Below are 25,641 nucleotides of genomic sequence, written 5' to 3' on the forward strand. Positions count from 1 at the left end.
GACGGCCCTGAGCGTAGCGGTGTCCGGGGTCGTGTTCCATTTCCCCGGTGCCCTGCCGCCCAATAACGGTGACTCCTTCAACCCCAACCCAGCCGGAGCGCTGGTGAACGGCGTTGCCACCGGGCTCTTAGTTGGTGGTCTACAGGCACTGCTGTTAAGGAGGTCCGGATTACGCGCCTGGCGGTGGATCATTGGGACCACTGGGGCCTTGCTGGTGGCGCACACTTTTGGAGACATGCTTCCGGACGCTGTGGGGTGGCCGTTAATGGCGGGTCTCGGAGGGTTACTACTCGGCCTGGGGCAATGGTGGGCCGCCCGGTGGCCGGCCAAAGTTGGGGTCATATGGACTGCAGTGACCGGCGTCGCCTGGGCCTTCAGTATGTGGTTGTCATATCAGGCGCTCAATGCGCCTGAGGACTGGCGGACCGAGCACCTGATCGTGGCCGTGGCAGTCGGCATCACGGTGGGTGCCTGCACAGCAGCAATGTGGCGATGGCTTCCGCTGCGATCTGGGCAGGCAAGAGCGTCAGCCCGATCGCGGTCCCCACGCTTGTAGTAGGTATGTTCCTATCCTAAGAATCTCATTCGAACACATATCCACATAGCTAATTACATCCCTGTAACTCACCTTCGAACGTCCGTAGCGTGATCGGTATCAACTACGAAACCGAGGGCCTCCCATGGACGAACAGACTGCAAACGACTCCTTCCCGCCAGCTCATTCAACGCAGGCTCACCACCTAGGCGAGCCGCGCGAGCACTCATTTTTGCCGGAATCACCACCTAGACGGGGGCTAAGCGGCCTGTGCAAGGCTGTTTTGCCACCTAGTCCCGTTTCCGAGATCTAACCTGCGAAGTGAGCCGCATGTCGGTCATCCACAGAAACAGAAGGTTGGATCGAGTGTTCGATTCTGAGGTGCAGCGCATCCTCGATTTCGTTGGCCGCGGCATAGGCGTGCGGATTATTGGAGCACCCGGAAGCGGCAGGACCACGGTGGTGCGGAACGTCGTGGCCAACTTGGAAAAGACCGGAATGGCTATCCACTTCATCAGCGGCCTTCGAACCCATCGCTCAATTCCGTACGCAGCCATCAAGAGTTTGGGTTTGGAGCTTCGGCCCGGCCGTAGCGGAGTCATGGATATGGCCGATGCGCTGGCTAGCCAGTTGTCTAAGCCTGGAAAGCACGTCCTGATAGTGGACGACATCCATCTGCTGGACAACGAATCACTGGCGGTCCTGGAATCCGTTCGGCGCAGGTCCGATTGCCCGCTGATCGTCACGGCTCCGGACAGCGGTCCGATCTCAAGAGGTCAACTGGCTGTCATGAACAGTGGCCGCGAAGCTTTGCTGCAACTGGACCCCCTCCATTTTGAGCAGGTACACACCTTGGTGACGCAGGTGCTGGGGTCTGCTGCAGATGCAGACACAACAGCCAGGATCCTGACCAAGTCCGGCGGCAACCCTCGGCTAGTCGTCCGCATTACGGAGACCGCGGCGTTAAGCGAGCTGCTGATTATGCGTGGTGGTCAGTGGCAGATGACAGGTGACACCCTCTGGAACGACCATCTGAGAGGCACCCTCGAAGCGTTGCTGGCGGACCTGGCTCCGGAAGAAGTCACCGCCCTGCACACCATGGCAATCCTCGGCACCGCCCGGGTGGACGTTCTGCAAAAAGTGGTACAGCCCGACGTATTGGAAGGCCTTGAACGGCGGGGATTCCTGTCAGTCATGGACGATCACCACAATGGACCAATCGCGGCGATAAGCCCGCCCGTAATTGCCGACTATTTCCGGGGCCAAAAGACGCTCAGAGACCGGCACCTCTTGCGGAACAAGATCGCGGGCGCGCTTGAGGGGGTGCCTCAAACCACGCAGGGCAATTCAACCACTGCCGACTGCCTGTCCCGGGTGTTGGCATCCTTGCGGCTCGAGAAGGGAAACGATGACGCCGTAACTGCCCGGCATTTTCACGATCACAGTGCCGCCCGCGAACGGACGCGCTATGAGCGATGGCAAGCGAACAAGTCCGCGACCAATGCTGCGGCACTGCTCAGGGTTTACTGGGGAGCGCCGGTGAACGTTATGAGGGCAACCCGCGTATGCCAGGAGACGTCCACGCTCAACGGCGACCCCAACGATATTCTCTTTCTCGCGATCACAAAGGCTTTCCTTGCAATCTACTCAGGGCAAGGCGTGAGTACGGCTGTGGACATCCTCAAAGGCTTCGCCGAGCACAACCCGGAACAAGCCTCTACTGCCGAGGCCGCTGTCCTCTTCATCAATGCCTCCCATGGTCGGGTCGCACCCATGCCAGAGCCCTCTGCCGAAGCCTCGCAGGCTGCATCGCCGGGGTTGGAAGGGCTCGTCCAAAGCTTGCTTGAGCTGTATCGGTTTCGCCCGGGCGCGGTCCTTAGCCTGACTGAGAAGGCTGAGGACGACGACACCTTCCCGCACCTGCGTCCGTTCCTTCACGGCCTCGCGCTCTTTGCAGCAGGCAGGATCGAGGACTCCTTGGTCTTCGCACTGGATTGGCGTGCCGAGGCCCGCCGCAACCTCGATCAATTCGGCGTCGTAGCAAGTAGCTACGTGGCGGCGCTCGGTCTGCTGTATCGGGGCTACTTCGAAGAAGCCGAGTACCTCATGAGCAGTGTGTTTGCCATGGGCCGTCCCGGCTTCGTCGTCGACGTCCTTTATGACGCCATGCTGCGGCTCGCCGGCCTACGGCATGCGACCACGGCCATCTCACCGTCGCTGTCCATCGCCTCCCAAGCACGGAGTGAGGTGCCTGACGTTGGACCGTTGCCCGGTATCGGCAAGGGTGCACATGAGCTAGTTGCCGCAGAGACTACCCAGCCGTCGGTTTTTGATCGGCTGGCCGTGAAACTCATCAAACGCCAGATGAGAAGCGGCTACATCCTGGAAGCAACAATGACGGCGCTGCTCTGCACATGCCTATGTCCCGGCGCGCCGGTACTGGATCTCCTGCGCAAGATCCTGCGGGACAGCGGAGTGACGGCTCACGATCAGATGATGGCCGTTGCCACCGCTGTTGTGGAAGGCGATCACAAGCTGCTTGGTCTCCTCCTGAAACACTACGAGTTGGACGCCGACAACTATCAGATCGGCATGCTCCTTCGAGGTGCCCTCAAACGTCACGTTCTGGAAGGGAACACAGCAGCGGCGGAGGCCATGGCCGAAGCATCCTCGATGTTCGCAGCAAGGTTTCCGTCAACCAACGAGCAACTCTCCTTCAACACTTTCAGGACGACACCTCTGACCGAACGCGAAATTGAGGTTGCCGCGTTGGCGGGACATCGCTCGAATGTAGAAATTGCTGAACATCTCGGGATCAGCGCGAGAACAGTGGAAAACCACATCTCCAACGCCCTGCGAAAGACCGGTGCAACCTCGCGTAATGGCCTGTTCATCCTCGTGGGGAATTCAATGGCAGCACGCTGACTCACGTTAGGCTGAACGTATCTTCCAGTACGAGTCTCCGGTGACACCGGTAGAGCTCAGACCTTGATGCGTGAAGGGTTCTCGTGAGCAATTCCCCGGCCTTGGCTCGCCGCCTCGGCACGTTTGATGCTTCCCTCATTGGCTTAGGCTCCATGATTGGCGCCGGGGTCTTCGCGGCCTTCACACCAGCCGCAGCAGCTGCCGGATCCGGGCTGCTTATTGGTCTGGTGGTTGCCGCCTTCGTGGCCTTCTGTAATGCGACGTCCTCCGCGCAGCTCGCTGCCAGGTACCCCACCTCCGGCGGAACCTACGTGTACGGACGTGAGCGGCTTGGGCCCTGGCCGGGCTTCCTTGCCGGGTGGGGATTCGTGATCGGCAAGACGGCCAGCGCCGCGGCCATGGCCATGACCTTCGCGGCCTATGCAGCACCGGCTGGCTGGGAGCGCCCGGTGGCGATTGCCGCCGTCGTAATTTTGACTGCTGTGAACTATCACGGAGTGACTCGCACAGCGGGACTTACCCGAATTTTGGTGATCGCCGTCCTGACCGCTCTGGCCATTGCGGTGGCGGCCGTTTGGGGTGGTTCCGGACCTGACTTCAGCAACTTTGTGGGTGAGGGGCTGCTGGCGCACGGCTGGTACGGCATCTTGCAGTCGGCCGGGCTGTTGTTCTTTGCCTTCGCTGGATACGCGAGGATTGCCACCATGGGGGAGGAAGTTCGGGAGCCCCGCCGCACCATACCTCGTGCCATCAGCATCGCCCTGGGAATCACCATCGTCATCTATGCGCTGATAGCCGTCACGCTGTTGGCTGCCTTGGGGCCGGACGGTGTTTCCGGGACCCCGACACCCCTCGCCGATGCCGTCACTGCTGGTGCAATGTCTTGGGCTGCTCCGATTGTTCGGGTCGGAGCCGCAGTTGCGTCTTTGGGGGCGCTCCTCGCGCTGATCGCAGGGCTGGGCAGGACGAGCCTGGCGATGGCCCGCGAGCACGACCTCCCGCACTGGCTCGCGGCCGTTCATCCTCGCTACAAGGTTCCCCACCGGGCGGAAACAACGCTGGCCGTGGTAATTTGCCTGATCATTGCCGTAGCTGACCTCAGGGGCGCCATCGGTTTCTCGTCGTTCGGTGTGCTGCTTTATTACTTAGTGGCAAACATCGCCGCCTTTACCCAGCCCGCAGAGGACCGCCGGTACCCGAAGGCCCTTCAAGTGGCTGGAGCCGTTGCCTGCGTGGCTTTGGTTGCTACGCTGCCGCCACTGTCTGTAGGGCTCGGTGTGCTGATGTTCGTGGTGGGCATCGTGTTCCGGGTGATCCGTTTGCGCCGGACTCTGTCCAGCCCTCGATAGGCCCTGATCCAGAAGCGGCTGGTCCAGCAGCCGGCTGGGCACGACTCCACCTGGGGGTACTTCGGTGGAGCCGTGCCGTCGTGCCTTCTTCGCCTGGGACGAGTGGGGTTCCCGCCGGACACCGGGTTTCCCGTCCCGAAGGCACAAGAGGAGACTATGGCCGGGAATCGCGGTCTAGGTGTTCGTTCCTCTGCTCTAGGTGTTCAAATAGGCGTAATTTCGCGGTTTTGGCGGTGCATCAATCCAAAAATGAGTGTTTGCCGGGACAGACTAGGTGGTGGGACGCGATTGCGCCCTGCTCCAAGGGCGCTGGCAGAATTGGCGCATGGAGTCACCCACCCAAGTTCCCGCCGTCGAGCTGCGCATTTCCATCAGTGAAACGGACCCGCTGATTTGGCGGCAGCTCGTTCTCCCGGAAAGCGCCACGGTTGCCGAGCTTCACAGTGCGATTCAATGCGCATTTGATTGGAAGAACGCGCATCTTTACGCCGTGGCCGGCCATGACCGGTACGGCAAGAAGCGGATCATCACCAGGGTCGCCGAAGATGACGATCCGCCTGTGGGCGCGGAGGAGGCCGCCGGTGTTGAACTGCACGAGTTGTTCGACTCAAGCCAGCCTGGAAAGTCGTGCCTTGAATACGACTACGACTTTGGTGACAACTGGACTCACGAAATCGAAGTCGTGGGGCGAGCTGTGGTTCAGGAATCGAGGATCACATGCACAGGCGGCGCAATGCGTGGCCCCGTCGAGGACTCCGGGGGAGTGTATGGATACGCCAACGTTGTGCGGGTGGTCGGAGATCCAAAGCACCCAGAGCATGCGGCAGCTGTTGAGTGGCTTGAGCTGGTAACGCAGGAGAGGGCATCAAAGTTCGACGCCCGCGCTTTCGACCTTGATTCCGTTAACGGGCAGCTGAATCGTTTGGCGCAGCGGCTCTGGCCAGGCGAGGTAACCCCTGACGAGATGGAGTTTGTTCTGGGGCCAGCTCTTTGGTTCTTGAAAGAGGCGGAGCTTGATGGATTCCCTCTGACATCGGCTGGCTACCTGAAGCCGATCGTTGTCAAGCGGGCAATGACTGAACTGGGATGGCACGTGGTCTTGCACGGAAGCAGTTCCACGGAGTACAACGTTGCCCCAGTGCGCATCGTCCGCGAACACTTGCAGGAATGGAAACTCCTGCGAAAGGACAAGGGCAGGCTCGTCCTGACCCCAGCGGGTAGAAAACTGGTAAACAAGCCAGCAATGTTGTGGCACTACATTGCTGACCGTTTGGCATCACCTGACGGTGCGGGACTGGATGTCGTTACCCAACTCAAACTGCACTGGGAAGTATCCGGTAGTCGCCCACCATGGAACCTGAGTACCCAAGTAGTCCAGTTGGCGCTCAACGAGCGCGGCCTCCGGTTGATGAACGGCGCCGATATACCCATCGAAGTAGCTCGCGAATTGGAGCAGGACGTCCACAGCGCATTCCTCTGCCTAAGGCTTTGGGGCTCAGAAAAATGGGGCCAGTATGAGCGTGAATTGTCCGACGCCGGCATCAAGTTCCTCCTCGACGTCCAGCGCCGCCTGGGCGAGGGCTAGCCAGACGCAAGCAATCAGTCGTTCGGATGCGCCAGCCTTTTCAGCAACGGTACCAGCTCCCCGGCGGGCGCTGGCTCGAAGAATTGGGCGTCCGCGAGCTCCACTGCCTCGATTGAGCGTGGAGCCAGCTCAGAGCCTGCTTCAGTAACACGTAGCCGTTTGGCCCTCGTGTCCGAGGGGTCGACCTCGCGCTCTATTAGGCCTTTCAGCTCCAGGGTTCGAAGGACCTGCGATGCCATCTTTACGTCGGTACCGGCCTGGCGGGCAACGGCGAGCTGATTGGGATGTTCGCCTTCTTTGTTGAGCCACCAGGTGCAGGCAAGAAGTACAAACTGCACGTGCGTGAGGCCGAGCGGAGCCAGAGCCGCAGCTATCTCACGCTGCCAGCGAAGGGTGGCATGCCACAGCAGGAATCCGGGACTCTCGCCCGGGCTGAGCGGCATCAGCGCTGGGCGAGTTCGACGAGCGAAGCCATGGTGTCCGGCCAGTCGGCCGTAATGGCAGGCCCGATCTCGGGGCCAACCTGGTCGGCGCCGGCACCGGTGATCTCCATCTTGTAGACGACCCGGACTCGACCGCCGTCGAGCTTGTCCAAGCGGTGGGCGGTTCGGATCAGCAGCTCATCGAAGCGTGCTTCGTCGACGAAGAGCTCGCCGTCTACCACCTCAGCGATGCGCAACTGGATGGCTTCATCCCCGGGTGGCGTCATGAGGATCTGCGAACCCTCCGCGAAGGGGCCATCGATTTCAACGCGTTCAATTTCGGCGTTCCAGGACCCCCAGTTCTCAACGTCTGCCCAGAGCCGCCAGAGCGCCTCCGGTGACGCGCTCGTCTCAATGCTGTGCTCGTAGTCCCACATGATTGCCTCCTGAAATAGATGGTCTACGCACAGACTATCTGTGCATAGACCATCTTGTACAGGCTACTACTCGCAACCAATTCCGTCGTGGTCGTTATCCAGGCCGTAAATGTCAGAACCAACCACTGTCACCGGACCTCGGACATAAGCAGGTCCGTTGCCTTTGCCGCCAGCACAGTCGACGTCGGACGCAATGGGTACGCAGGCGCCGGCGTAGTTCGGGTCGCAGCCACTTTGAACGGCGGGGGCGGGGGCAGGCTTGGCAGCGGCGGCAGCAGCCTGATCGGCTGCAGCTTGGTCTGCCGCTGCTTTGGCAGCGGCTGCTTGGTCGGCAGCGAGTTTGTCCGCGGCAGCCTTATCAGCCGCGGCCTTGTCCGCTGCAGCTTTCGCGGCTGCGTCCGCTGCCGCCTTCTCTGCCGCGGCTTTTGCCGCAACGTCTGCAGCGCGTTGATCAGAAAGCTTTCCTGCTGTTGCGGAGTCCAGCCAGACGAGATTTCCGGATTGATCAATCGTGCAGATGTACGTTTCGCCGGCCACAGATTGGATGTTCTTCTCAGCGGCGCAGGCTTTCCCGGCTATCTGGCTCGGCGTTGGAGTAGGCGTAGGCGAGGGAGAAGCTGACGTCGATTCCTTGGTGCTGCTCACGGATCCAGCAGCTCCCATGGATCCCGAACCGCAACCGGCCAGCAGAATCATCAGTGACCCGATGGCCGTGATTCCGAGTGCTTTACCGCGAAAACTCCCTGACGATTTGCCGCCGAAAAGCGAGTGTTTTCCGGCGCGCGAAAGTTGTGTGTGCAATGTGTTGCCCCCTTAAAGTGCGCCCATGCGAAAGGCGCGTGGAGCGACAGTAACACCGGTCACACGGGCCCCAACAGGAGAAGTCTTCTATGACTTAGCACAGGGTGTGGGGGCTGCTTCTAGCCGGACTCCTCGTTGTCATCGCGGTAGTCGTCATCCTCTTCGAAGGAGGGTGCGAGGGCCTGCTCGATATAATCTGCTTCCGCAGCCTCTGCTTCAGATGCGCCTGCGAGCCGTGAAAATGCTGACCGGCCGGGAAGCACGTCTGTACGCTGCTCCAGGACGTCGGCCTCAGGGGCATCATCGGGTAGCGGTTTCGTTAACTCGAACTCCTCAGAAGCCTCCGGGAGGACGGGCGTTTGCTGTTCAAGCGCATCGGCCTCCGGCACTTCGCGCGGTGTTTCCGGCTCTTGTCCGATCTTCATCATCTTTCCTCCTAACCTGAGCCCAACAACCACGATTGGTCAGTTTGGGTTTCCTTCGGGTGCCGGCGCAGTTTCCGGAACACCAGTTCCAGTGGCCAGACCAACACCCGAAGTGCCCCTGCCACCAGCAACAGAATCACAAAGAGCACTATGGCTGGCAGGCAAAAAATGAACACCGTGATTGCCGTTATGAGATAACCGACGAAATAAGCCGTCATCACTCCGGTGTCCACCGTGAGCTCCCGAAGATTGAATTGCCAATAGGGGATCTTGCCCGGTGTACGCACCAGGCTACGGTCTAACGGGTTTCGGTGGGCCCGGTGCTGGGACTGGTGCCGGCCCCCGAAGAAGCGGCGCGGGTGATGGGTATCTTGCGTGCCTGCTTCTCCGATTGCTCCGGCATCGGAATCCGCACTTCGAGGATGCCATCCGTATAGGAGGCGTTGACGTCTTGTTCGGAGACCGCCGTCGGAAGTTTCACGGTTCGGGAAAAAGTGCCGTACCGGAATTCTGAGCGGTATCCCCTCTTGTCCTTATGCTCGGACTTTTCCTCATGGCGGACCTGGATCTGCAGCTCGTCACCGGAGAGAGTGATATCGACGTCCTTTTCAGGATTGATGCCTGGAACTTCGGCTTTGACCACCATCGATCCGCCGTCCCGGTATTCCTCCACACGGAGCCAGGAGCCGGCCTCTCCTTCAAGGAACCGACGGACAGGATCGGCGATGTCACTGGCCGACCAACGAAGTAGATTGCTCATCGTGGTGCCTCCTGTTTGTTACCAGGCCCCGCGGACCGACCCCCGGGCGGGGCCTCGATCGGATCTACACAAATAAAATACGCCCAACATGCATCGTTGTTAAGACGCCCTTGGCCTTGCTGGAAGCCCCGTGCTTGGCCAGCGTTGAGGCACCCAAAGTTATCTCTCCAGAAGAGCCGCGGACGCTCCCGAGGCCTTCTCACTCTCGAAAACCGGACCTGCGGACGGTCGCTTCGCCAGGCGTTCCTCCCCGGGACCGTGCGGTCGGAGCTGTTTGAACACCCAAGGGAAGAAGTATGTCTTTGCCCATGCCAGGTCACCTGCCCGTGCTTGACGCCAGCTGCTTTCCGGTAGCTCTTTGGGTTCCAACGGCCGGAGGGTATGGGGCACATTGAGTGTGTCCAGCACAGCAATGGCCACGGTGTGATGACCCAACGGGGAGAGATGCAGCCGGTCAGGGTCCCACATTCTCGGGTCCCTGAGTTGTCGTAGGGCCCAAAGATCTGTGAGGACTGCCCCGTGGCGGGCAGCAATAGCGTGAACGTCCTCGTTGAAGATGGCCACTTTGCCACGATTGCGCCCCAGTAGCGGGGTGGATCCCCAGTCCGGTCCTGTGAACAAAACAATCGTCGCGCCGGTCTCAGCCAAGAGGCTCACGCCGGTCTCAAGTTTGCTGGCAAGCTTGTCCGGGTCACTGCCATGGAACACCATGTCGTTCCCGCCTGCCGACAAAGTGATTAGGTCCGGCTTCAGGGTAAGGGCCTGACCGATTTGCCGGTCCAGGATCTGCTGCATCAGCAAGCCGCGAACCGCCAGATTCGCATAGGCAAAATCCGGGCTGTCAGCTGCCAGTTCTTCGGCAACACGGTCAGCCCAGCCGCGCAGCCCTCCGACGCTTCCTGGTTCCGGATCCCCAATCCCTTCGGTAAAGGAATCCCCAAGCGCCACATACCTGCTCCACGGGTGCGGGCGGTCCTTGGTAGTCAGCCCAACATCCGGTGTGAGATCAACAAGGCCTTTGGGGGTACCCCGGCCACGCCACCTCATCGCCCTACCTCCTTGTAAGGAAAAAGGTTTCTTACAATGTGGATAACGGCAGTGCTTGTCGTGATGTTCCCGGGAGTTCGAGCCGGCTAGAGGAACATTTCCTCCGCCACCACCGAAGCTCCCGTCCCCAACCCGCGGACGGTCCACCCCGCACTCCGCCAAGCCTCGGCGTCCAGTACATTCCGCGCGTCCAGCACCATCCGGCGTCGTACCAGTGAACCCGCAAGCGATGGCGAGAGGGACACATATTCGTCCCATTCGGTCAACAACAGCACCAGTTCGGCGCCCTCAAGGGCGCGCTTGGTGGAGGCTTCGAAGCGGATCTGCGGGTAGCGGATCCAAGCGTTGTTGATGGCTTTGGGATCGGTGACGGTTACGTGTGCGCCGGCAGAAGCGAGTTGCTGCGCGACGTCCAGGGCGGGGGAGTCGCGGATGTCGTCGGTGTCGGGTTTGAACGCTGCGCCGAGGATTGTCACCGTTCTGCCGGACAGGAACCCCCGGCACATTTCCCTTGCCACATCCACGGCACGGGTGCGCTGGTCCAGGTTTATGGTGTCCACCAAGGCCATCCATCGGTCCACGGACGGAACGGAAAGCTCGCGCGATTGGGCGCGGAACGAACGGATGTCCTTGGGCAGGCAGCCCCCGCCGAATCCGAGCCCGGCGTGCAGGTACCGGTTGCCGATGCGCGGATCCAAACCCATCGCCTCGCTGAGCTCGCCCACGTCAGCACCCGAAGCATCGCAGAGCTCTGCCATCGCGTTGATAAAGCTGACCTTCGTGGCCAGGAACGCGTTCGACGCCGACTTGATCAGCTCCGCCGTGGCAAAGTTGCAGACCAAACGGGGGATCCCGGCGCTGATCAGCGGCTCGTACACGGCATCCAGAACGGCTGTCACCGGAGCTCCGGCTGCGGCACCCTTGCCGCCAGGAACCCCGTAAACCAGACGATCAGGAACCAGGGAATCCTTGATGGCTGTGCCTTGACGCAGGAACTCGGGGTTCCAGCCGAGCAGGACGTCCGAGCGTCGGGCCAGGATCGCCCGAAGCGTCTCCACAGTGCCTACCGGCACCGTTGATTTACCCACGACGGCGGCACTCTTGGCCAGGTGGGGGAGGAGGCTCTTCGTGGCGCTCATCAGGTAGGAGAGATCGGCCGTGTCAGAGGTCTTGGACTGCGGCGTGCCCACGCAGAGGAAATGGACTTTGGCGTCGGCTGCCGCTGAGAAATCAGTGGTGAACTTCAGCCGGCCCGTGGTGCGTCCATCGCTGAGAAGTTCGTCCAGGCCGGGCTCGTGGAAGGGAGCCAGCGCCTTGTTGAGCTGCTCAACCTTGTGGGAATCGACGTCGATGCCCACCACGGTGTGTCCCATGGACGCGAGCGTTGCGGCGTGGACGGCGCCGAGGTAGCCGCAGCCGATCACGGAGATCTTCATGAGGAGGGTCCTTTGCTTGAGGTCAATTCAGTGGGGCCGGCTTCGCTGGGAATGCCGGCGATGACTTCGTTGTAATGCCGTACCAGATCGGCGCTGAGCACGGGCCACGTCCGTCCCTGGACCGACGCGGTTGCTGCCGCTGCGAACGCGCGGCGCTTGGCGTCGTCGCCCATCAGGTCCTGCACGTAGTCGCGCAGTTGGGTGAGGTTCCCCGGCTCGTACAGCCAGCCTGTGCGGGAGTTTTCCACGAGGTCGAGGGGGCCGCCGCGGCCCGTCGCAACCACAGGAACGCCCGACGCCATGGCTTCCTGGATGGTCTGGCAGAAGGTCTCGAACTCGCCGGGATGAACAAAGAGATCGAAGCCTGCCACAGCCTGCGCCAACGAATCCCCGCCGAGGAAACCAGCAAAGTGCGCGTTCGGGAGGGCCGTTTGGAGTGCTTCCCGCTGCGGACCGTCACCAACAATCACGAGCTTCGTATCCGGCAGGTCCGACAGCACGGCGAGGTCTTCCACCTGCTTCTCCACGGCGAGGCGGCCGACGTAGCCGATGATCCGGTGACCGTCCGGTGCTACCGAGCTGCGCCACGCCGTCGAACGTTTCGCGGGGTTGAAGCGTGCGGTATCCACGCCGCGGCGCCACATATCCACGCGCAGGATGCCGCGTCCGCGCAACTGGTTCAGCGCGAACGTGGACGGCACAAGGGTTCGGGTGGCAAGAAGATGAATGTTGTCCACGCGGTTCCACGCCCAGTTCTCCAGGAACGGCACGCCATAGCGGGCAGCGTAGCTGGGGACCTCGGTTTGATAGATCGCAACTGTCGGGATCCCGAGTTGATCGGCAGCCTGCACAGCCCGCCAGCCCAGGACGAACGGGGAGGCGAGATGAACGACGTCGGGGGCGAAATCGGCAAGGATTCGCTTGACCCGATTCACACCACCCAACGCAACCCGCACATTCGTGTAACCGGCCAGCGGCACTGAGGGAAGCCTGTGCACATACGCACCTTTGACGACGCTCGAAACATCGGTGTCCGACGTCGACGGAGCGATCACCATCACCTCATCCCCGCGCGCCTGCAGATGCTCCAGCACCCGCAGTATCGAATGGGTTACACCATTCATCAGTGGCAGGAATGATTCGGCGACGATTGCGATCCTCACGGTTTCAACGGTGGTCGGAGCGGTTGGCCTTGGGGGTTCGAACGGGTGGCCTGTGGAGGAAGAGTTGGTTAACAGGAGTCTTCATCGCTGTTGGAGGGCCGCGTAGACTTCCCGCATGGACGCGCTGGGGCGTCACGACTTTTGGGGGTCAAAATGGGTGCTGTTGGGGATCATTCGCGCGCGCTTGGGGGAGTGGGCGTACGACGGCGCCTGGCAGCGGTGCGGCCTGTCGCCGTCGGACTGGCGCTGGCGCTTTTGGTGGGAACCGTTGGTTCGTTGACAACGACAGCACCGCCGGCACTGGCTGACGCGGTGACCAACGTTGTTCCTGTGGGGGACCAGCCTGGGGAAATTGCCGTGAACCCTTTGACGAACCAGGCGTATGTTGCCACGTTTGAGGGCGTTTCCGTCATCAATGGCGTTTCTGACGGGGGCGACTTGTATTCAGGTGACATGCCTGTGGACGTTGCATTGAACACGGCGACAAACAAGATCTACGTCAGCGAGATTGGTGGATCCGTTGCCGTGGTTGACGGTGTGACCCGCGCCGTAACGTCCGTGCCGGTGGGCTCCGGGGCCGGTGTCGTTGCTGTCAACGAAACGAACAACAAGATTTACGTCGGTATCGCTTCCGGCGTTGCCGTCATCGATGGTGTTACGAACGCAGTTACCAGTGTTCCGCTATCCGGGGGTGCGCAGGACATCGTGGTCAACCCTGTCACCAACAAGGTTTACGTGAACTCCAGCGGAACCATCAGGGTCATCAACGCTGGTGGCAGCGTTACCGGCGACGTCATCATCGGCGCTGGGGGCATTCGCGCCCTCGCAGTCAATCAGGCAACCAACAAGATCTACTACACCACGCTTGGCAGGTACGGTGCCGGCGTGAGTGTGATTGACGGCGCGACCGATAAAACCACGGGAAAGTACGAGTCTTCCAGCAAGGTGGGGATGTTGGCTGTCAACCCTGCCACCAACAGGATTTACGTGGCGGCGGACAGCAACTCAACAGACGGCTACGTCAAAGTCATTGACGGGGCGAGCCTGACTGAAATTGCGCAGATCATCACACCCTCGCTTGTCCGTGACATCGTGGTGAATCAAGCGAGCAACAAGATCTACGTTCCTATGTCCGGCCGGGGAACCACCATCATTGATGGCGCCGACAACAGCAGTTCCGCTGTGTACACCGGGCAGGAGCCGGTTTCGGCGGCCGTGAACCCCTCCACCGGCAAAACGTACGTGGCCAACAATGGCAGCGACTCCGTGTCGGTGATCGATGGAACGGTGCCGGCACCTGTTAAGAACGACTTCAACGGCGATGGTTTTGCCGACGTTTTGGCTAGGGAAGCTTCCGGCGTGCTGTGGCTTTACCCGGGCAACGGCTCGGGTGGCTGGTTGCCTCGCCTCCAGGTCGGGCAGGGATGGAACGTCATGACCGCACTGCTTGCTCCCGGCGACTTCAACGGCGACGGCCATGCTGATGTGCTCGCCCGCGATGGCGGCGGATTGCTCTGGCTGTATCCGGGTAACGGTTCCGCAGGCTGGAAACCGCGGGTGCAGGTGGGCAGTGGCTGGGAGGGCATGAGCGCGATCGAAGGGATTGACTTCCACGGCGACGGGTTCACAGACGTTGCAGCCCGCGACCGTGGTGGTGCCCTTTGGGTATACCGGGGAGATGGCAGCGGTGGCTGGTTGCCCAGGATGTGGGTTGGTTCAGGGTGGTCCGACATGTCCGAGATCACCGGGGTCGGCGACTTCAACGGCGACGGCCTGTCAGACATCGCGGCCCGCGACGGCGCCGGAGCCCTGTGGCTCTACCCGCCGAACGGCTACGGCAGCTGGCAGCCTCGCCAGGCAATCGGGCAAGGCTGGAACACCATGAATTCTCTTGTTGGCCCCGGCGACTTCGACGGTGATGGCCGGGCCGATATCTTGGCGCGAAATGCCGCTGGGGAGCTTTGGCTGTACTCGGGGCAAGGCGGATCCAGGTGGCCTTGGGCTTCGCGCGTCGGTACGGGGTGGAATGGGATGACGGCGATTCTGTGAGTTTCCTGACAGCCATGTAGACTCCGCTCATCGACGCGGCAGTCGCGTCTCATTTCTTGGGGGTCTCATGAACTCTGTCGCGTCTGGTTCGTCTGTGTCCGGGTTGAAGAAAACGGGCCGAAAGCGCTCGACGGCGGCCCTCGCCGTTGTGGGGGCACTGGCCGTTTCGTTGTTGGTTGGCTCGCCGGCAGTTGCTGATTCCACATCGTTCGATATTGCGGTCGGCACGGCCCCGCATGACATTGCCGTCGCCGGCAATGGGGATGTCTACGTTGCCACCGACAGCGGGGTGTCCGTCATCGACGCGGACACGAGAAAAGCAACCACAGTTGATGTAGGTGGCATTGCTCAAGGTGTTGCGACCCAGGGAAGCAGCCGTGCCTATGTGAGTGTTGCAGGCAAGGCAGGTGCTGACGGCTCGGTGGCCATCGTCGATGGCACCACGGTGGTGGGAACGGTTAAGACCGGCCCCGATCCTCGCATCGTGGCTGTCAACCAAGTCACCCAAAAGATCTATGTCGCCTTCAGCAATGGAATCACCGTCATCGACCCCTGGACGGGCCATTCGACGGTGACTATCCCGTACTACACCTCCACTCCGAGGAGTGTGGTTATCGATTCGTCGAGAAACAAGATCTTCGTCACCACAGATGGCGTTCTCACGGTCATCGATGGACAAACGAATGACAAGACCGTCTATGTCTTCGGTGCAGGCAACGCCGTCGATCATGCTGTGAACACCCGAACCAACGAGGTTTACCGGACGCTCGCGGGAAGCTTCATCGACAGCCCGCAGAGCCAAGTGGGACTTGTTGACGAGTCCAATCACGCAAGCAACCTGTATCAGGCCAACGAAACGTTTGGGAAGGTGGCCGTCGACTCGTGGACTGGCACCGTTTATGTCGAATCGTTGGGTGCTACGGGCAACTCGTCGGTGGTGCTGGTCAACCCAGCAACGAGGAGCAAGATCGCCCAGATCAGCCTTCCCAGCCAGCCCACATCGTTAGCAGTGGACTCCACCCGCCACAGAACCTACGCAACGTTGAGCAGGGGCGGGGTTTCCGTCATCGATTCTTCCAACACGTCGGTTGTCGTCCGAACTGGAGCCCAGCCCGTGGCCGTGGCCGTCCACGAATACACAGGTACTACGTACGTAGCTAACAGCGGCAGCGCTTCGGTGACTGTCATTCAGCCGGCAGATCCACAACCGGTAAAGAATGACTTCAATGGCGATCGAAGCGCCGACGTTTTGGCCCGCGACGGTTCCGGAGCGCTCTGGCTCTATCCCGGTGACGGCGCGGCCGGATGGCTCGATCGGCGGCAGGTCGGTCAGGGTTGGAACATCATGACGGCCCTTCTCGCCCCGGGTGATTTCAATGGGGACGGGAAGTCGGACATTCTTGCCCGCGATAACACCGGCGTGCTGTGGCTGTATGGCGGGAATGGCGCGGCTGGTTGGCTGCCGAGGGTTCAAGCCGGACAGGGATGGAACGGCATGACTGCCATTACGGGCGTCGGCGATTTTAGCGGAGACGGCTACCCCGACGTAGCCGCCCGAGACAGCAGTGGCGTCCTTTGGCTGTATCCCGGAAATGGCAAGGGAGGGTGGCTGACCCGGGTGCAGATTGGATCAGGATGGTCTGGAATGACAGACATTCTTGGAGTAGGGGACTTCAACACTGACGGTGCGTCAGATGTAGCCGCACGCGATGCAAGTGGTCGTCTGTGGCTCTATCCAGGGAACGGCGCTGGCGGCTGGCTGCCCCAAGTGCAGTACGGCCAAGGCTGGAATGGCATGACTGCCGTGTTTGGTCCAGGCGACTTCAGCGGTGACCGCAAACCTGATGTGATGGCTCGCGACTCGTCCGGTGCCTTGTGGCTTTTCTCTGGTAGTGGTGGGGCGAAGTGGCCCATCGGCAGCGTTATTGGTCAGGGCTGGAACGGCATGACCGCAATTCTTTAGGTCAGAGCCGCACGCTGAACGTGCTCCGCAGCTGACCCGATATTTGTCAGTCGATCGTGATAGATTCTAGACATCAGACATCGCCCCCCTCTGAGCCTCGGCTCAAGGGGGCGATTTTCATTTCCCTGTCAACGGTGAAGCGTGGAGTACACAAAGGATTTCAAAGAGCGCGATGAGTTGATTCGGCAACTGGAAGTCCGCGGACTTGCCGTCCCTAACGCGGCCGATGCACTCAATTTTCTGATACGCGTCGGCTACTTTCGATCCGGCGCGTACCGGTACGTTTTCCGGCAGTTGCTTTCGCCAGACGAAGTGGACGAACGCAAGCGTGAGTACAGACAGGACGAGTACATTCCTGGCGCCAGCTTTGAGCACGTGATGAAGCTGGAGGCATTTGATTTCAAACTGGCGCGAGTGTGCCTCGAGGGTCTCTTGGATTTTGAGGTACGAGTGAGGGCGGCGATCGCGCACACTTTGGCAGCTAAGAATGTCGCCGCGCACGTATCCAGGGAATACCTCGACGAGCAGATCTGCGATCAGCCAAGTGGCGACAGGACCAAGTTTGAAGCGTGGTTGGAGACGTGCCGTGACGCAGTGCGGTCCGGCGGCGAAGATGAGGACTTTATCGCCCACCATTTGCTGAAATATCCACACCAGGCTGTACCAATTTGGGCTGTAACCGAAGTGCTAAGTTTCGGTAAGCTTCCATTCCTCTTCGACCTCATGCAGACTTCGGATGCCCGCGAGGTTGCGCGCATGTTTGGATTTGTCCACCCGCGCCCGTTTGGCGCTGTGCTCCGCATGATGGTGGACCTACGCAATGTCTGTGCTCATGGCTCACGTCTCTTCAACCGTGCTTTCAAAAGATCGATGTCCCTCAGGAGCCACGAAACTCAGGGGGACTTGCTTAATCATCTTCTTGAGCCGGGTTTTACTGCCACACCTAAGCCGAATCAGAGGCTCTACATCTACGCTGCGGCCTTGGCCTTCATGCTTCGATCACACTCGAGTGGCTCCGGGTGGCATATGACCTTCAAGACGCAGGTTAGGAAGCTCGACATCAAGCTTTTGGCCCCCGACGGAACGCAACTCGTTTGCCCTGAGGGGAACATGGGGTTTCCTACGGACTGGCAAAGCTTGGAACTCTGGAAATAGCACCAGTCATCAGAGCGCGCGTCCGCTAGCGACCCGGGCCCGCCCGCCTGATGAGGCAGGGTTCAGTGTGTGCCCGGACCGGTCTGTGCGTCCCGTTCCGTGCGGGCCTCTTTCAAATCCTTCCGCAGCCCTTTGTTGTCCGCCCGGAGCTCGCGATTGTGGTCGGCCAGGCCCCGGTTGTCCTCCGTCAGCCCCCGGTTTGCGGCTTCCAACTCCAGCACGAGCTTCACGCCGGCCAGGTTGAGCCCCTCGTCCAGGAGCGCGCCGATCCTGCGCAGCGTAGCAAGGTCCTGTTCGCTGTAGCGGCGAGTGCCGCCGTCGGTCCTTTCAGGAGTCAGCAGCCCTTTGCGCTCGTACTGCCGAATGTTCTGTTGCCCGGTGCCCACGAGTTCCGCCGCAACCGAGATGGCGTAGACACCCATGGCGTTCCGGTCGGCGCCGCCGCCCGAGCCTCCGTTAGGCACGGAGGGGGCAGGTCCGCCGTCGTGATCCAGCCGCCCGCTGTCAGCGTCACCAGCCATGCAAACCTCTCCAAAATCTTTGAAAAAACCTCTTGCACCACTCTCTCACCAGTGCTATAAAAAATCTATACCAGCCAACACAGATCTGGAAGGCTGGCAAAACAACAAAACCGCATCAAAATCTGAAGGAGTGAGAACCAAATGCTGATGCGCACAGACCCGTTCCGCGAATTCGACAGGCTCGCCCAACAGGTTTTTGGCACAACAGCACGGCCTGCCGGCATGCCGATGGATGCTTGGCAGGAGGAGGGACAATTCATAGTTGCCTTCGATCTGCCGGGCGTTTCGCCTGATTCGGTGGAACTGGACGTCGAAAGCAACGTCCTGACGGTAAAGGCAGAACGTAAGTCGCCTGCGGGCGAGAACACCGAGATGATCGCCGCCGAACGCCCGCAAGGCGTCTTCAGCCGGCAGCTCATTCTGGGTGACACGTTGGATACCGAAGGCGTCCAGGCCAGCTACGACGCAGGTGTGCTGACACTCCGCATCCCCGTCGCCGAGAAGGCAAAGCCGCGGCGCATTGAGATCCAGTCCAACAGCCAACGGCAGGAGATCAACGCCTAGCCACAGCTGCTCCGCTGGAGCTCCACCCGGGGGTGGCCACCCAGCGGAGCGTCGGACCGGGAGCTTCAGACCGACCACATCGGAATAGTTGGGCGCAGGCTTCGCGCCACGCCACAGCACTTGTTGTGCAGATGAAACGTGGTCCCCGACGTTGCCTCCCGATTGATGGCCCCCGGCCCATGCCGGGGGCCATCGCCAAATCCTCAGCACGTCACCGGAACCGGCCGTGAGCAACAACCAGCCCGACTACTACTCGATTTTGAACGTGGCTCCCAGCGCGACAGCCCGTGAAATCACCCACGCCTACCGCTCATTGCTGCGGACGCGCCACCCGGACACCCGCGAAAAGGTCGACGACGGCGACTCCACCCGGGCGGCCGACCTCCAGGAACTGCACGCCATCATGCAGGCGTACGTTGTGCTCTCGGATCCGGCGAAGCGGAGCGCCTATGACCGCGCCCGACGAACCGGTACCTCAACGGGCGGCTCCCCAGGGAAGCCGGTCAAAGTTCGCATCCATAAGACGCCGGCATCTCCCGCGGCACGCCAAAAGGATCAACAGCCCCTCGTCTTCGGCCCGGTCCACTGGGAACCGCTGCCGAGGACTACCCCCGGATACCCCTCGCCCAAAGTCCGAAGGAGATACATATGAGTGCCTGGCGCTCGTACGACAGCCATTTGATGCCCGCGTTCTACGAGCGGTTCGAGACTCGCTGGGGAAAGGGAACCGCGCCGTTCCTGGACCCGGAGGTGCACGAGCAACCCATGCCGCGTGCTCAATGGATCAATGTGGATACCGGTGCGGCCGTGGCGGTGGTCCCTATTTGGACCGAAGATCCCGAGCATAGGTCTTTCGGTGTCTTCTACCTCCCGCCCGCCGGCGACATTTGGATCCTCCGTCCAGGACCAACCACCTTCGTCGAACCCGGCAAGGGCGGCACCACCGAGCAGGTCTCGCTGCGTAACGATGCCTTTAAGAAGGCCGTCAAGCACGCCAAGGAATTCATCTACGGGCCGCAGCCATAAGAATCATCTCCTTTGGGGGCCGGCCCGGCCCGAAGTCCAAAGTCAGGATTCCCGCAACACATCCGGAAGCTCATCCACATAGACGGTCTGGGGAGGCTCAAAGTAGATCACCAGCACCTTCTCGCCCACAGGAAAGACGCTGGTCTTGTCGAAGGGGTAGGCAAAAAATGCACTGGTACCCCCATGGAAGGGGAGCATGACTTCGCCAATGGTGCCCGGAGCGATTGTCCCTGTCACCCTGCCGATCTTGCCGGTGAGGCTCCGATTTACCTCTCTATGCATCTGATGCCGCGTCTGACGCCTTCGCCGGCGGCGACTTCACAGGAGCGGGTCGGGTGGGCGGTCGGTTCGCTCCGTTCCCCTTCAACGCGGAGGCCAAGGACGGCAGGAAGCTGCCAACTTGGGACAGAATTCCGCCAACCATGCTGTTCAGTCCTTCGCCACCGTTGAGCACCGTCAGTTGTCCGATGCGCGAGAAAGGCTCTGCCGCGGCCGAAACGATGGCGGGCATGTTCTCGGCGATTTGCTGGTTGATGACAGCTTCCTGATTTGTCTCGAGCGCTTCGCCCCGGGCCTTGATACCTTCGGCTTCAGCCAACGCCTTGGCCTTCACTGCCGATGCTGCCGCATTTCCTCGGGCAGTCGTCGCAGCTGCTTCGGCTTCACCTGTCACGCGGGTTGCACCGGCCATTGCTGCTGCGGCTCCCGCATTCGCTTGGGCCTCTAGTTCAACGCGCCGGGCGTTGGCCTGAGCGTCGAGTTCGATGCGTTTCGCCAGGGCCTCGGCGGCGCTGATGTCAGCGGCCTTCTTCGCTTCGGCCTCGGTGCGTTGGGCGTAGGCCTTGGCATCGGCAGGCTTGCGGATGGTGGTCTGCAGTTTCTGCTCTTCGCGGTCGGCCTCAAGCTTTGCAACTTCGGTTTCCTGGACCACCACTTGTTGACGGGCAGTGGCGTCGGCCAACGGTCCGGCCTGCGCAGCGTTGGCACGGGCCTGTTCAGCATTCGCCTGCGCGGCCGATTGCTTGATGGCGGACAGGCTTTGGGCATCAGCAATCAGTGCGGCAGCTTCCGCTTCCTTCTCAGCCGCCTCACGGTTACGGGTGGCTTCGGCGATCCGGGCCTCCATCTTGACCTGGGCAATGTGCGGCTTGGCGAGATTCTGGATGTAGCCCGTGGGGTCCTGGAGGTCCTTGATCTGCAGGGAATCCACCACGAGGCCGAGCTTCTCCATCTCCACGCCACTGGCACTGCGGACGAGTGAGGCGAGCTTGTCGCGCTCGCGGATGATCTCCTCAACAGTCATACTGCCAATGATCGAACGGAGGTGCCCTTCAAACACGTTGTAGACCTGGCTCTCCATCTTCGGCTGCTGCCCAAGGAACCTCCGCGCAGCGTTCGCGATGAACGGGGGAGCGTCGCCGATCTTGTAGATCACCACGCCGTCCACAATCACCTGGATACCTTGCGACGTCACACACGAAACCTTGAGCTCTGTTTCATTCAGCGTCAGCGCAAGGGTTCGGACTGTTTGCAGCCCGGGAACTACCAAGGCGCCCTTGCCAGTGACGATCTTGAAGTCCATGCCGTCGGTATTTTCGAGCGTGCCGCGAGTCAGCCCTGAGATGATCAGGGCCTCATTCGGTTCCGCCACTTTCCACATTGCCTTGGTTGCCAGCCACACGAAACCGATGACAACAATCACGCCAAGAATGCCGGCGATCAAGGGGAAAAATGCCGAGAGGTCGTTCATGTGACCTTGTCCCTTCAGACGATGTGAACCGGCCTCATCCGTTGACCCCCATAGGCCATGTGCCTGTTCGTGTACACAGTCTCGTTGGGCGGCAGCAGGGAAGTCCAGCACTTTTGTGCGTCATTTGTGCCACGACGTCCAAGCAGGCTGAGGGTCTGCCCGCCTAACCCAGCCACCCGCCGTCGAGCATTAACAAAGAAGGCTGGTGCAACCTTTGGAGAGAATCCGTAGGTGGCTGCACCAGCTGCTAGTACGACTTTCTGTTATTAGTTGTGACACCTGTTCATTGGCCGCTCCTAGTTCCCGGCTTCTATTATTTCCGGGCCTTTTTGTCGTCTGTGAAGTACTGGGCGAACATCCAGCCGGCGGCGATCATCAGGATGCCCAGCACCATGTAAGACCAGTTGTCCACGCTGTTCAGGGAAAGGAAGTTTGCTGCCGAGTCGACTCCAACGCTCAGCCCGTAAATGCTCAGCACGATGTAGAGGGCGCCGAAGCCCATCAGGAAGTTACGTGCGCCATGTGCAGTGCGGGACATCGCCCACCCTGCCGCGCCGATTGCCAGCTGTACGAGGTTGAGCAGAATGGAAACCTGGAACACGCCAAAGAGCATCGCGTGAGAGTCCGGCCCGAAGAACTGCAGCTCCGAGTACTGCATAGTGATGCCCGGAATGAACCCTAGGACGCCAACGAGCGCAAGGACGGCACCCACACCCAAGCCAACAACCTGGATGTCTTGCCGCCCGAAGTGGACACCGCGTGCATGTGAAGCAGAGGTACTCATTCGCTCCTCCAGTCACCCCTTGCGAACATCTCCTATTTTACGGCCGGTTCGGGCAAAAAGCGCTGGAATTGGCGGTATTACAGGGCGCCTGCCGGGGGAGTGGCGCCTACCGTGGCACGATAGGACACGATGAAACTGCGCGCTGATCAAACCGGAAACCGTGGCCTCCCGATGCCCCTTTGGCTACAGGGTGGTTTGGAAGCGGCACAGGCAGCCTTCATTTCAGCCATCGTTGTTATCCTTCCGTTGGTTGGGGTGTGGGCCACCGACGGATTCCAGAACCGGAACGTAGACTTCCTGGCTCGCCTCGCCGGCCAGGCGTGGCTACTGATCCACGGTGTCCCGCTGACCTTGGCACAGGTCAACATTGGAACCGCCGGCCAGCCTGGAACCGGTCTTCTTTCGCTGATTCCCCTAGGTTTGACGCTCATTCCGTTCCTGCTTGCCTGGCGGGCGGGACGACGACTTGCACGCGCCTCCTACACGGACCAGTTGTGGCAGGCGTTCCTGGGCGCCTGCGTTGTATACGCCGCGTTCGGCACAGCTACGGGATTCGTGTGCCGCACCCCGGAAGTAGTCATCAACCTGTGGTTCGCCATGACCATCCCTCTGATCTCTTTCGCACTCGGCCTGGTGGTCGGCGCCCGACGCGAGGCAGGCTCCTGGAGCAGGCTTATCGGGGTGGACGCCGTCGCATGGATCGCCAAGACCAGCCAGCATTCGCGGTGGGCGGGCTCGTATGTGGGCTCAGCTTTGAAGGCCGGGTTCGTTGCCACCATGGCGGCAGTTTGCCTCGCCGCAGTGCTGTTGGCCGTGGACATCGTGTGGCACTGGACGGACATCATCGCTGTATACGAAGGGCTCCAAGCCGGTGCCTTGGGCGGGGCCGTCCTCACCATCGCGCAGCTCGGATTCCTTCCCAACCTCGTGGTCTTTGCTCTGGCCTGGTCCTCCGGGGCTGGCTTCTCGCTCGGTGTCGGCTCGCATGCAGGGCCGCTGGGCACCGCCGTCGGGCCTTTGCCTGCCGTCCCGGTTTTCGGTGGGCTTCCGTCGGGACAACTCGACGCCGGGCCGATGGCTCTTGCCCTCCCCGTGGTTGCCGGGATCATGGCAGGCTGGTGGTTCCTCCGTGAAGGCGAAAATCACTTTGACGAATGGCTCTCCATCAAGATCAAGGCCCGCTGGTTCACAGCCACGGCCTCGACGTTGTTCCTGGGCGCGTTCATTGGAGCTGTCGCCGGGGTCTCGAGCGGTGCCTTGGCATGGGTCGCGCGTGGTTCAGCCGGTATCGGCCGGCTCACGGAAATCGGACCTCACCCGCTCTGGACGGCAGTCTGGCTGGCCGCCGAGGTGGGCATCGGCGTCGTGATCGGCTACGCAGTGGGGCCCTGGCTGGAACGCCGCCAGAAGCTGCGCGAGGCGAACCTGGACGAAGTAGCGTTCGACGACGAACACGCCTGAGCCTGGGCGGCTCGGCTTTTCGTTAGGCTGTGCTCGCTTTAGCGGACCGGGCCCGGCATGGAGTCTTCAAGCTGCGTGAGGCACTGTGTCTTGGCCGATTCCGTCAGGGCGGAGCGAGCGCAGTCCTGATACGTGGTGACTTGTTTGAAGAAGAGCACCGACGTCAGAATCAGCAGACACATGACCGCCGAGACCACGAGTCCGGAAATGGTGCCAAGCAACACCAACCGGGGATGCTTGTACTTCACCGACCGGACCAGGACCACAATCCCCAACACCAAACCAGCAACGGTCAGGATGGCGCTCAACCACACGTAGTTCACGTTCAGGGAGAACACGAAAAACGATCCCAAGGCCGACAAAAGGAAAGCGCGGAACAGGATCTGTGTCACGCCGAATGCGGACTTTTCCGCGGCAGTGCGGGGTTGCTGGCTCGGCCGGGGACCGACGTCGGGATTCATGTTTTCCAGCCTACGCGAGCCGCCCATAAGCTAGTGCAATGCGCATTGTTGTCCTCGTGTCCGGTACTGGTTCCAATCTTCAGGCTGTCATCGACGCCGTGAAGTCGGGTGAACTGGACGTCGAGATCGCTGCCGTGGGTGCCGACAGGCCCGATACGTACGGTGTGGAGCGCTCCGACGAGGCCGGCATTGAGACCTTCGTGGTGAACTTCAACTCGTTCGAAACCCGCGACGAATGGGATGCCGCCCTCCGCGACAAGGTGCTCTCCTATAACCCGGATGTGGTGGTGTCTTCGGGCTTCATGCGGATCGTCAGCGCCGACTTCATCGAGGCCTTCAATGGCAAGTACGTCAACACCCACCCGGCGCTGCTTCCGTCCTTCCCGGGAGCCCACGGTGTCCGCGATGCCATGGCCTACGGCGTGAAGGTCACGGGCTGCACGGTTCATTGGGCAGACGCCGGCGTGGACACGGGCCCCATCATTGCGCAGGAAGCCGTGTCCGTTCTCCCGGACGACTCCGAGGAAACCCTTCACGAGCGCATCAAGGTAGTGGAGCGCCGCCTGCTGGTCCAGACCCTCGCAGACCTTGCGGCCTCCCTTCCCAACTAGGTCGCATTTAAGCGCGTTTTGAGCCCTCTAAACGCGCAGTGCTGCTACTTAGATTCCGTCCGACGGGCTCTGCCTGTGGATAACGCAGCACGCCCCTAAGGAAGTTTGTCAGCATGGGGCATGAAGACTCCGCGACCCCTTCCCGAATCACTCGCTTCGTTGCCTTTCACCTGGCAGGAAGCCGTTGCAGCCGGAGTGTCCCGACGGCGGCTGAGTCACCGAAGCCTGGTCTCTCCGAGCCGGGCGATTCGGGTGCCTCAGTCGGATGCTCCGCGCGCCCTTGCTGAAACCGTTCGCCCGGTTACCCGTGTTACGCCGTTCTCGGCCGCGTCCCACGCGACCGCCTTTTTGCTGTGGGGGTTTCCGGGGTTCTTGCCAGGCAGCGATGACCCAAGAATCCACATCGCGCGC

25 protein-coding genes are annotated in these 25,641 nt (G+C 61.0%); 11 read left to right on the forward strand and 14 right to left on the reverse strand.

All coding sequences use genetic code 11. From position 1 onward, the window contains the following. Positions 1–901: 901 nt before the first annotated feature. The 3 genes from LDN90_RS05610 to LDN90_RS05620 all read left to right on the forward strand — a co-directional run bounded on the left by LDN90_RS05610 (position 902) and on the right by LDN90_RS05620 (position 6,394). On the forward strand, positions 902–3,460 hold the full coding sequence (locus LDN90_RS05610) for a LuxR C-terminal-related transcriptional regulator (protein ID WP_223948287.1): 2,559 nt from the start codon (positions 902–904) through the stop codon (positions 3,458–3,460). An 83-nt stretch (positions 3,461–3,543) separates the two neighbouring features. After that, positions 3,544–4,809 (forward strand): APC family permease, encoded by a 1,266-nt coding sequence (locus tag LDN90_RS05615; protein WP_223948288.1) that lies wholly within the window; start codon positions 3,544–3,546, stop codon positions 4,807–4,809. A gap of 325 nt (positions 4,810–5,134) precedes the next feature. Further along, positions 5,135–6,394, forward strand: coding sequence for a plasmid pRiA4b ORF-3 family protein (locus LDN90_RS05620; protein WP_223948289.1), 1,260 nt, complete (start codon positions 5,135–5,137; stop codon positions 6,392–6,394). Between the two features lie 14 nt (positions 6,395–6,408). Here LDN90_RS05620 and LDN90_RS05625 read toward each other — a convergent pair whose 3' ends face one another. The 9 genes from LDN90_RS05625 to LDN90_RS05665 form a co-directional block, all read right to left on the reverse strand. Next, the gene (locus LDN90_RS05625; RefSeq protein WP_223948290.1) at positions 6,409–6,837 is read right to left on the reverse strand and encodes a MarR family winged helix-turn-helix transcriptional regulator; all 429 of its coding nucleotides are present in this window, start codon (positions 6,835–6,837) and stop codon (positions 6,409–6,411) included. Beyond that, positions 6,837–7,253: an SRPBCC family protein gene (locus tag LDN90_RS05630; RefSeq protein WP_223948291.1), complete on the reverse strand. Its 417-nt coding sequence runs from the start codon at positions 7,251–7,253 to the stop codon at positions 6,837–6,839. Before LDN90_RS05630 ends, LDN90_RS05625 begins: the two co-directional genes overlap by 1 nt. A gap of 66 nt (positions 7,254–7,319) precedes the next feature. Continuing rightward, complete coding sequence (locus LDN90_RS05635) at positions 7,320–8,054, reverse strand: hypothetical protein (RefSeq protein ID WP_223948292.1); 735 nt, start codon at positions 8,052–8,054, stop codon at positions 7,320–7,322. Between the two features lie 119 nt (positions 8,055–8,173). Beyond that, on the reverse strand, positions 8,174–8,482 hold the full coding sequence (locus LDN90_RS05640; RefSeq protein WP_223948293.1) for a hypothetical protein: 309 nt from the start codon (positions 8,480–8,482) through the stop codon (positions 8,174–8,176). 8 nt (positions 8,483–8,490) lie between these two features. Continuing rightward, on the reverse strand, positions 8,491–8,766 hold the full coding sequence (locus LDN90_RS05645; RefSeq protein WP_223948294.1) for a hypothetical protein: 276 nt from the start codon (positions 8,764–8,766) through the stop codon (positions 8,491–8,493). A gap of 11 nt (positions 8,767–8,777) precedes the next feature. Beyond that, complete coding sequence (locus LDN90_RS05650) at positions 8,778–9,239, reverse strand: Hsp20/alpha crystallin family protein (protein ID WP_223948295.1); 462 nt, start codon at positions 9,237–9,239, stop codon at positions 8,778–8,780. 159 nt (positions 9,240–9,398) lie between these two features. Then, positions 9,399–10,286 carry an SGNH/GDSL hydrolase family protein gene (locus LDN90_RS05655; RefSeq protein ID WP_223948296.1) on the reverse strand — a complete coding sequence of 296 codons (888 nt, stop codon included), beginning with the start codon at positions 10,284–10,286 and terminating at the stop codon, positions 9,399–9,401. A gap of 86 nt (positions 10,287–10,372) precedes the next feature. Next, positions 10,373–11,722 (reverse strand): UDP-glucose/GDP-mannose dehydrogenase family protein, encoded by a 1,350-nt coding sequence (locus LDN90_RS05660; protein ID WP_223948297.1) that lies wholly within the window; start codon positions 11,720–11,722, stop codon positions 10,373–10,375. Further along, positions 11,719–12,885: a glycosyltransferase family 1 protein gene (locus tag LDN90_RS05665; RefSeq protein ID WP_223948298.1), complete on the reverse strand. Its 1,167-nt coding sequence runs from the start codon at positions 12,883–12,885 to the stop codon at positions 11,719–11,721. The genes LDN90_RS05660 and LDN90_RS05665 overlap by 4 nt, the downstream gene beginning before the upstream one ends. Before the next feature lie 153 nt (positions 12,886–13,038). Here LDN90_RS05665 and LDN90_RS05670 point away from each other — a divergent pair, with 153 nt between their 5' ends. The 3 genes from LDN90_RS05670 (at position 13,039) to LDN90_RS05680 (ending at position 18,052) form a co-directional block, all read left to right on the forward strand. Next, a complete protein-coding gene (locus tag LDN90_RS05670; RefSeq protein ID WP_223948299.1) occupies positions 13,039–14,934 on the forward strand; it encodes an FG-GAP-like repeat-containing protein in 1,896 nt (631 codons plus the stop codon). 67 nt (positions 14,935–15,001) lie between these two features. After that, positions 15,002–16,897 (forward strand): FG-GAP-like repeat-containing protein, encoded by a 1,896-nt coding sequence (locus tag LDN90_RS05675; protein ID WP_223948300.1) that lies wholly within the window; start codon positions 15,002–15,004, stop codon positions 16,895–16,897. A gap of 141 nt (positions 16,898–17,038) precedes the next feature. Beyond that, entirely contained in the window at positions 17,039–18,052 is a 1,014-nt protein-coding gene (locus tag LDN90_RS05680) for an Abi family protein (RefSeq protein ID WP_223948301.1), read from the forward strand. A 62-nt stretch (positions 18,053–18,114) separates the two neighbouring features. Here the strand turns inward: LDN90_RS05680 and LDN90_RS05685 are convergent, their stop codons facing one another. Then, on the reverse strand, positions 18,115–18,474 hold the full coding sequence (locus LDN90_RS05685) for a MerR family transcriptional regulator (protein ID WP_223949244.1): 360 nt from the start codon (positions 18,472–18,474) through the stop codon (positions 18,115–18,117). 240 nt (positions 18,475–18,714) lie between these two features. Between LDN90_RS05685 and LDN90_RS05690 the strand changes: the two genes are divergently transcribed. The 3 genes from LDN90_RS05690 (at position 18,715) to LDN90_RS05700 (ending at position 20,163) form a co-directional block, all read left to right on the forward strand. Continuing rightward, entirely contained in the window at positions 18,715–19,137 is a 423-nt protein-coding gene (locus tag LDN90_RS05690) for an HSP20 family small heat-shock protein (protein ID WP_223948302.1), read from the forward strand. A gap of 226 nt (positions 19,138–19,363) precedes the next feature. Beyond that, the gene (locus LDN90_RS05695) at positions 19,364–19,789 is read left to right on the forward strand and encodes a J domain-containing protein (protein ID WP_223948303.1); all 426 of its coding nucleotides are present in this window, start codon (positions 19,364–19,366) and stop codon (positions 19,787–19,789) included. Next, positions 19,786–20,163: a hypothetical protein gene (locus LDN90_RS05700; RefSeq protein ID WP_223948304.1), complete on the forward strand. Its 378-nt coding sequence runs from the start codon at positions 19,786–19,788 to the stop codon at positions 20,161–20,163. The genes LDN90_RS05695 and LDN90_RS05700 overlap by 4 nt, the downstream gene beginning before the upstream one ends. Positions 20,164–20,205: 42 nt before the next feature. On the opposite strand, the gene LDN90_RS05705 is transcribed toward LDN90_RS05700, so the two are convergent. From LDN90_RS05705 to LDN90_RS05715, 3 genes are all read right to left on the reverse strand, one after another. Then, a complete protein-coding gene (locus LDN90_RS05705) occupies positions 20,206–20,445 on the reverse strand; it encodes a hypothetical protein (protein WP_216924834.1) in 240 nt (79 codons plus the stop codon). Beyond that, complete coding sequence (locus tag LDN90_RS05710) at positions 20,438–21,913, reverse strand: flotillin family protein (protein ID WP_223948305.1); 1,476 nt, start codon at positions 21,911–21,913, stop codon at positions 20,438–20,440. The genes LDN90_RS05705 and LDN90_RS05710 overlap by 8 nt, the downstream gene beginning before the upstream one ends. A gap of 313 nt (positions 21,914–22,226) precedes the next feature. Beyond that, positions 22,227–22,697 carry a DUF4383 domain-containing protein gene (locus LDN90_RS05715; RefSeq protein ID WP_223948306.1) on the reverse strand — a complete coding sequence of 157 codons (471 nt, stop codon included), beginning with the start codon at positions 22,695–22,697 and terminating at the stop codon, positions 22,227–22,229. A gap of 129 nt (positions 22,698–22,826) precedes the next feature. On the opposite strand from LDN90_RS05715, the gene LDN90_RS05720 reads away from it, so the two are divergent. After that, positions 22,827–24,158: a DUF6350 family protein gene (locus LDN90_RS05720; RefSeq protein ID WP_223948307.1), complete on the forward strand. Its 1,332-nt coding sequence runs from the start codon at positions 22,827–22,829 to the stop codon at positions 24,156–24,158. 38 nt (positions 24,159–24,196) lie between these two features. Here the strand turns inward: LDN90_RS05720 and LDN90_RS05725 are convergent, their stop codons facing one another. Beyond that, positions 24,197–24,646, reverse strand: coding sequence for a hypothetical protein (locus LDN90_RS05725; RefSeq protein WP_223948308.1), 450 nt, complete (start codon positions 24,644–24,646; stop codon positions 24,197–24,199). Between the two features lie 11 nt (positions 24,647–24,657). Here LDN90_RS05725 and purN point away from each other — a divergent pair, with 11 nt between their 5' ends. Continuing rightward, positions 24,658–25,230: a phosphoribosylglycinamide formyltransferase gene (gene purN, locus LDN90_RS05730; RefSeq protein ID WP_223948309.1), complete on the forward strand. Its 573-nt coding sequence runs from the start codon at positions 24,658–24,660 to the stop codon at positions 25,228–25,230. The last annotated feature ends 411 nt before the right edge of the window (positions 25,231–25,641 follow it).

Origin of the sequence: Arthrobacter sp. NtRootA1, from assembly GCF_019976975.1 — a bacterium.
Classification (GTDB): domain Bacteria; phylum Actinomycetota; class Actinomycetes; order Actinomycetales; family Micrococcaceae; genus Arthrobacter; species Arthrobacter aromaticivorans.